This is a genomic window from Aneurinibacillus sp. UBA3580 (assembly GCF_002375825.1).
GTDB lineage: Bacteria > Bacillota > Bacilli > Aneurinibacillales > Aneurinibacillaceae > Aneurinibacillus > Aneurinibacillus danicus.
On record NZ_DFMZ01000103.1, the window covers coordinates 1 to 6005 of the forward strand.

Annotated in this window: 7 protein-coding genes; all 7 read right to left on the reverse strand. The window is 48.4% G+C overall.

The window, feature by feature from the left end; translation table 11 throughout:
• Positions 1-364: 364 nt before the first annotated feature.
• On the reverse strand, positions 365-814 hold the full coding sequence (ndk, locus tag B2899_RS14575) for a nucleoside-diphosphate kinase (protein WP_146809021.1): 450 nt from the start codon (positions 812-814) through the stop codon (positions 365-367).
• 98 nt (positions 815-912) lie between these two features.
• Positions 913-1866, reverse strand: a complete 954-nt coding sequence (gene hepT / locus B2899_RS14580; protein WP_146809022.1) for a heptaprenyl diphosphate synthase component II — start codon at positions 1864-1866, stop codon at positions 913-915.
• 36 nt (positions 1867-1902) lie between these two features.
• Positions 1903-2745, reverse strand: a complete 843-nt coding sequence (locus tag B2899_RS14585; protein ID WP_246147238.1) for a menaquinone biosynthetic enzyme MqnA/MqnD family protein — start codon at positions 2743-2745, stop codon at positions 1903-1905.
• A gap of 13 nt (positions 2746-2758) precedes the next feature.
• Positions 2759-3349 (reverse strand): UbiX family flavin prenyltransferase, encoded by a 591-nt coding sequence (locus B2899_RS14590; RefSeq protein ID WP_146809024.1) that lies wholly within the window; start codon positions 3347-3349, stop codon positions 2759-2761.
• Complete coding sequence (locus B2899_RS14595; RefSeq protein WP_146809025.1) at positions 3346-4209, reverse strand: UbiA-like polyprenyltransferase; 864 nt, start codon at positions 4207-4209, stop codon at positions 3346-3348. The genes B2899_RS14590 and B2899_RS14595 overlap by 4 nt, the downstream gene beginning before the upstream one ends.
• Positions 4206-4940 carry a demethylmenaquinone methyltransferase gene (locus B2899_RS14600; RefSeq protein ID WP_286886771.1) on the reverse strand — a complete coding sequence of 245 codons (735 nt, stop codon included), beginning with the start codon at positions 4938-4940 and terminating at the stop codon, positions 4206-4208. The genes B2899_RS14595 and B2899_RS14600 overlap by 4 nt, the downstream gene beginning before the upstream one ends.
• Before the next feature lie 2 nt (positions 4941-4942).
• Positions 4943-5752, reverse strand: coding sequence for a heptaprenyl diphosphate synthase component 1 (locus B2899_RS14605; protein WP_146809027.1), 810 nt, complete (start codon positions 5750-5752; stop codon positions 4943-4945).
• Positions 5753-6005 lie beyond the last annotated feature (253 nt).

Here is a 6005-nt window from a genome sequence, read left to right on the forward strand (position 1 = left end):
AAGGAAAAGAGAGAAGAGAACGAGGGGATGATTTCAATGTGGAAAAAGGCGAAGCCCTTTTTCTTCCTTAGATCTTTTTTCCTCCCTCTTCTCCTTCTTTCTTCATGATTTTCACAGAAAACCACCATGGCGTCTCAGCCGCAACCCCGATATGAAAATCATGGGAGAGAGGCTGACTTTTGTGGTACGAAGGAAAAGAGAGGAAAGAAGGAGGAGAGAATTTCAATGGTGAAAAAGGCAAACGCCTTTTTCTTCCCCGGATCTTATTTCCTCTTTCCCTTCCTTCTTTTCTCATGATTTTCACAGAAAAAAAGGCAGAAACTATATATTTCTGCCTGTGTGGATATTTTTGTTCATCAAAAAATTAAATCCACTTGTTGATTGTTTTTTCATATTCGTGCAGCTCGTCTTCTTTGAACCACAGTGCGATTTCGCGCTCAGCCGTTTCCGGAGCATCGGAACCGTGGATGATGTTCATACCCATGCTGATACCGAAGTCGCCACGGATAGTTCCCGGAGCGGCTTCTGCCGGATTTGTTTTACCCATCATGTTACGTGCGGTCGCGATTACATTCTCGCCTTCCCATACCATCGCAAATACGGCACCTGAAGTAATAAAGTCAACAAGCTCACCGAAAAAAGGCTTCTCTTTATGTTCAGCATAGTGCTCTTCTGCCAGTTCACGCGGTACATTCATCAATTTCGCACCGATAAGGTGGAAACCTTTGCGCTCGAAGCGCTGCATGATTTCGCCGATCAAGTTGCGTTGTACGGCATCCGGTTTAGCCATGATGAAAGTGCGTTGTTTCGCCATGTATAATAACCTCCATGTTCTGTAGTTACTTTCCTATGTACGGTGTGCTAACACACATCGTGAATTTTAACAAATTTAGGGTATCTTTGCAACTGCCCTTAAAATTGCCGTTCTCCAATAAAACGCGCGATTTTTAACAGAGCATCCTTGCTCCGATTGTCAGGCAATCCCTCAAGCGCCTGCGCCGCACGCGCCAGATACCGGTTTGCAAGCCTGCGTGCCACATCAATGCCTTCACCTTGGCGGATCGCTTGAATCATCTCGTCTACCCGATTTTCTTCCGCCAGCGTTCGAAACCGGGCCGCATCCGGACTTCTATGATACGCATACAGCGCAGGAAGCGTAATATTGCCCTGCCTCAAGTCGCTGCCGGCCGGTTTGCCAAGCGTTTGCTCGCTGCCTGTGAAATCAAGAATATCGTCGGTAATTTGAAATGCCATACCCACATTATAGCCATAGGCATAGAGCTGGCGCACAACATACGCCGGGGCATCTGCCGCAATAGCGCCCAACTGGCAGCTGATCGCAATAAGCAGAGCGGTTTTCCGCTTGATGCGACGCAAATAATGGCGCAGGTTCTGCTCCCAGTTATTCAAATCGCGGATTTGTTCAATCTCACCGATGCACAAATCAACCATTGCACGCGACAATATTTTATGAATCTGCGGATTAGGCAGCTCGGCTACCATCATCAGCGCACGAGCCAAAATATAATCGCCGGTATACATCGCAATCCGGTTGTCCCATTTCGATTTGACGGTCATCTTGCCGCGCCTAAGCTCGGCATCATCGATAACATCGTCATGCACAAGGGTCGCCATATGAATGAGTTCAAGCGGCACAGCCACAAGCTTAAGCCGCTCGATGTCATATGTGCCAAACTTTCCACCCAGCAGCACAAAGACGGGGCGAATTCGCTTCCCCCCCGCTTTGAGCAAATGACTGGACGCTTTTTGCAGCACAGATTCTTTCGTGTCAATCGCCCTGTCCAACTCGCGTTCGATATAATTCATGTCCGATCGGAACGGCCAAAAAATATCTGTTAGTTTCATTACGCTCCACCCAACTGGTTCTTCTCTTCCTAACGCTTATACAGCCGACTGCCGCGAATCCGCGCTCCAAACTTCCACCTTGGCCGACTCGCTCAACAGCCCGAGCTCCGCTGCACATGCGTAATAGTACTCCAATCCTCTCTTATGATCCGGAGTAAAATCATAAGATAGTCCTGTATAATATGTCTTCCAGAACTCCGTAGTAGCGCCGAAATCTTGCTTCGCCTGGGCCACGACTGTGTCCAATTCGGCAAACCCCAATTTCTTACTACGCAAAAATTCATTATGAACGCTGCGCAGGAGTTCCTGCTTACTCTGTGAGACTTCACGTCGCACTGCCCAAACCGCGAACACCATCCACATCCCGGTATGTTTATACCACAACTCGCCCAGGTCATACATATGATAGCCAGGATTGTTCCAGGAAGCAAGCAGCGCATCGTCGCCAATTAACAACGCAGCGTCCGCTACTGCCATCATCCTCTCCAGATTGGCCGGCATCATCTCATAGAAGGGAGAAGCCTGATAAAACTTTTCCATAATCACTTTAAGCAAATTAACCGATGTCGCTGACTTATCTGTTAACGCAATTTTTACTTCTTTCAGTTCTTCAATCGGCTTGCGGGAGAAGAGAAAAATAGAACGCACTTTGCCCAGCGAGCTAATCGACAAATCAGACAGCACCTCATACTCGTTATAATTCCGTCCGTATTCAAATGACGAAATCGGCCCCATATCAATGGTACCTTCCGCCATACCTTGATTAAGCTGCGAGGGAACCTGCGGGATAAATTCTACCTGATGTTCATCGAATTGATCGGTACGAAAAAAATGATAGATAGGCATGATGTTACTAAAAGTGATTTTGCCAATTTTCATTGCAGGCACGGTTTCACTCTCCCCAACGGCGAAATAGTTGATGTGGCACATCTAGAGTGTCCAGTACTTTTCCTACCACAAAATTGATTACATCGTCCATTGTCTGCGGTTTGTGGTAGTACCCGGGCATGGCGGGCACGATGCGCGCTCCCGCCTGCGCCAGCTTCGTCATATTCTCCAGTTGAATAACGTTAAGCGGTGTCTCGCGCGGCACAATAACAAGCTTTTTCCCTTCCTTAAGCATCACGTCGGCGGTACGCTCCAGCAGATTGCCGGATGCCCCGTGGGCAATGCCGGACAGCGTCCCCATGGAGCAGGGCACAATCACCATAGCGTCGCTGCGATACGAACCGCTCGCAACGGGCGCCGTAAAATCGTGCAGCGTATGATAGTGAAGTTCTCCGTTTACCTGCGGAAAATGCTCCCGAATGACCGCATCCCGGTCTGTCGTATCCCAGTCTAATTCTTCCCGAAATACTTGCCAGCCAGCTTCCGTTACGATCAAATGCACTTTATAGTCATGAAGGAGCATCTGCTGCACAAGGCGTACCCCGTATACAGCGCCGCTCGCTCCTGTAATTCCGACAACAAAGATTTTTCTCATCTCATCACCAAATCAAGCAGGGTAAATGAAAATACAACAACGCTGAGAATCCCGTTCATCGTGAAAAAGGCCGTATTTAGCTTGGATAAATCGTTCGGTGATATCAGCCGATGCTCATAAACTAAAATGGCAGCAGCGATAATAACTCCAATTGCAAACCAAATATGAAGGCTGGTAATAAAAAACAATGCGATAAAACCAGCGATTGTAATGATATGGAAGAAACGTGCCAGCTTGAGCGCTCTGGCAATGCCAAAATAGCTCGGAATCGAATACAGACCGCGCTTGCGGTCGAATTCGGCATCCTGACACGCATAGATCACATCAAAACCTGCAGTCCAGAGAGCCACGGAAGCAAACAGCAGAAGTCCCAGCCAATCTACCTGTCCGGTTGTGGCTACCCAACCGCCAAGCGGCGCAAGCCCGATGGCAATGCCCAGCACTAAATGACAGGCCCAGGTAAATCGCTTCGTATAAGAATATAATACCAGGAAAAAGACTGCGATCGGCAAAAGCTTCACCGCCAGCATATTCAACTGGAAGGCGGCGACAAATAAAACCACGAATGAAACGATGATGAACAAAAGAACTTCTCCTACTTTAAGCAACCCGGCCGGGAGCGCCCGCATGGCCGTGCGCGGATTCTCCGCATCAAAACGTCGGTCAATCAACCGATTGAGCGCCATGGCCGCGCTGCGTGCGCCCACCATCGCCACGATAATCCAGAAGATTTGCGACCACGTCGGCCATGTGCCGTTGACAACAAAGCTGCCCAGAATTGCGCCCATAAATGCAAACGGTAGCGCGAAAATCGTATGCTCAAATTTGATCATTTCCAGGATAATTTTTAATTTTCTCATGATTTGTCCACCTGTTTCTTAAAACCGATGTGCAGCGCGGAAACGCCGCCGACAAACAGCTTGGTCTGCACGTCTACAAGACCCGCTTCACGGAAAACTTCCGCGAGTTGCTTGCTGTCCGGAAAGTTGGTCAGCGACTGGGGCAGCCAGCTGTATTCTTCATACTTATCCACCACTATACGGGCGATAAGCGGCAAAATATTGTAAAAATAAAAAAAGAACATTTTACGGTACGGCATCAGCGGAGGTTTGCTGACTTCAAGCGAGACGACCTGTCCTCCCGGCTTCACCACCCGTGCCATCTCACGAATCACCTGCTTATAATCCGGCACATTGCGCAAAGCAAATCCGATCGTCGCATAATCGAACGTGTTATCCGGATACGGAATCTTCATTGCATCTCCGTTCACCAGCGTAATTTGATCCAGCCCTTTTTTCCGAATCTTTTCCGCCCCGACATCAAGCATATTCTGACTGAAATCAAGGCCTACTACATTGCCTTTCGGGCCGACCGCTTCAGCAAGGCTAATCGTCCAATCGCACGTCCCGCAGCATAAATCAATCGCGCTCTGACCTTCCCGTACACCCATCCGCTTATTTGTATATTCACGCCAGGCGACATGACGGCCAAAACTGATAACGGAGTTCATTCGGTCATACTCTTTTGCAATCGATTCAAATACCGAATGTACGTATTCCGCTTTTTCTTCCCCCTGCAATTTCTGACGCATGGCTACATCTCCTCTGCCCTTGCTTTCTGGTTGTCCAACTCTTCCGCGCACCGGTCCACAAGGTGCCTCAATTCGGCGCGCCATTCTTCCCCTTCTACCAGCGCGATCAATTTACGACACTGGTGGAGCGCTTTATGGATGTGCTGCAGCATCGATTGGTAGGCGCTATGCGTGCCTTCCTCCCGGCTCAGCAGATGAAAATATCGCCCCGCCTCTTGCTCGATATTCCAGGTCCGGTATTCGGCAAGCAATTGCTCAACAAGAATCATCTGTGAAAAAATACGCATCCATACGTCCATTGTTTCCCCGACATATGCATTTCCAAAGGACCGAAGCAAGGACGACTCGATATCCACTTTTCGCTGCAAATATTGCTCGGCTGTCCAATCGTTCTCACAATACAAATTAATCTTCCACTCGTTAATCTCCTGAATGCTCCGTGCCAGCTGGCCGATCGCCCGCACATCTTCTAAGTTGGCGAGCAAATAATAGTACCGGCTGCTGAAATAATCACCGGCCAGCACGGTAAGCTGGCGAGATCTAATGCCTGCGGATGTCTCTTCTTTGTTCAGGCTGACCCGCTCATGGCTGTCAAGCGCGAGCTGAATCAGCGTTGCAGTGACAATATAGTCGCGAAGAGCCGCTCCGCTTACGCCGCGCTGCCTAAGAAAAAGATACAGCAAGCATATGCGAAGCTGTGAGATAGGTGGATTATCAATGTATTGATAGAGAACGCGGTTTTCGGCATTCTGTTTAATGCTCCTTACGACTTCTTCTATTTCTTCCTGAAAATCATGCTTCAAAAGGTTCATCTGTTATGCATCCCCCAAAAAAACGTTCCCACGCTCACTGAAAACATACTTATAAAGTATACCATACTACCACTCGTACTACACTAAGATATTATATAATTCTTCCTTGTGAATTGTAAGCTCTATCTCAGGTACAAAACCACCATGGGAGATGATCCGCAAGCCCTGCCATGAAAATGAAGGGAAGGGCGGCTGACTTTTGCGGTACGAAGGAGAAGAGAACGAGGAGAGAATTTTAATGTAGAAAAAGGCG

Bases quoted from the DNA above. Each gene is read 5' to 3' on its own strand.
- B2899_RS14585 (WP_246147238.1), bottom strand. From the start codon at position 2,745: ATGAAAATTGGCAAAATCACTTTTAGTAACATCATGCCTATCTATCAT.
- B2899_RS14595 (WP_146809025.1), bottom strand. From the start codon at position 4,209: ATGAGAAAATTAAAAATTATCCTGGAAATGATCAAATTTGAGCATACG.
- hepT (WP_146809022.1), bottom strand. From the start codon at position 1,866: ATGAAACTAACAGATATTTTTTGGCCGTTCCGATCGGACATGAATTAT.
- B2899_RS14590 (WP_146809024.1), bottom strand. From the start codon at position 3,349: ATGAGAAAAATCTTTGTTGTCGGAATTACAGGAGCGAGCGGCGCTGTA.
- B2899_RS14605 (WP_146809027.1), bottom strand. From the start codon at position 5,752: ATGAACCTTTTGAAGCATGATTTTCAGGAAGAAATAGAAGAAGTCGTA.
- ndk (WP_146809021.1), bottom strand. From the start codon at position 814: ATGGCGAAACAACGCACTTTCATCATGGCTAAACCGGATGCCGTACAA.
- B2899_RS14600 (WP_286886771.1), bottom strand. From the start codon at position 4,940: ATGCGTCAGAAATTGCAGGGGGAAGAAAAAGCGGAATACGTACATTCG.